General features: G+C 44.1%; 1 protein-coding gene. It reads right to left on the bottom strand.

Going from position 1 to position 247, the window contains the following annotated elements; genetic code table 11:
- The coding region (locus VJI94_RS08675) for a 3-hydroxyacyl-CoA dehydrogenase family protein (protein ID WP_324009080.1) at positions 1 to 189 on the bottom strand (189 nt) is incomplete at its 3' end.
- Positions 190 to 247: the final 58 nt, after the last annotated feature.

The following is a 247-nucleotide window of genomic DNA, read 5'->3' as shown; positions in this document are numbered from 1 at the left end:
GCCAATCAGGTTACACCATTCAAATGGGCCATAGGGATAATTGGTTCCCAATTTCATGACAGTATCTATGTCATGCTTACTGCTGATACCATCGCCCAGGGCAAAAAAAGCTTCATTAATAATCATGGCAATTACCCGTGCAGCAACCATACCCGGAACATCAGGAACAAACTGATACGCAAAACCCATGGCCTCTAAAACCTGCGTTGTAACCGAAACCTCTTTGGCAGGAACTATTTCCCATACA

It is taken from the genome of Parvimonas sp. D9, assembly GCF_035282565.1.
Lineage (GTDB): Bacteria > Bacillota > Clostridia > Tissierellales > Peptoniphilaceae > Parvimonas > Parvimonas micra.
Note: the sequence above shows the minus strand (reverse complement) of the source record. Positions and strands in the feature narration are given on the sequence as shown.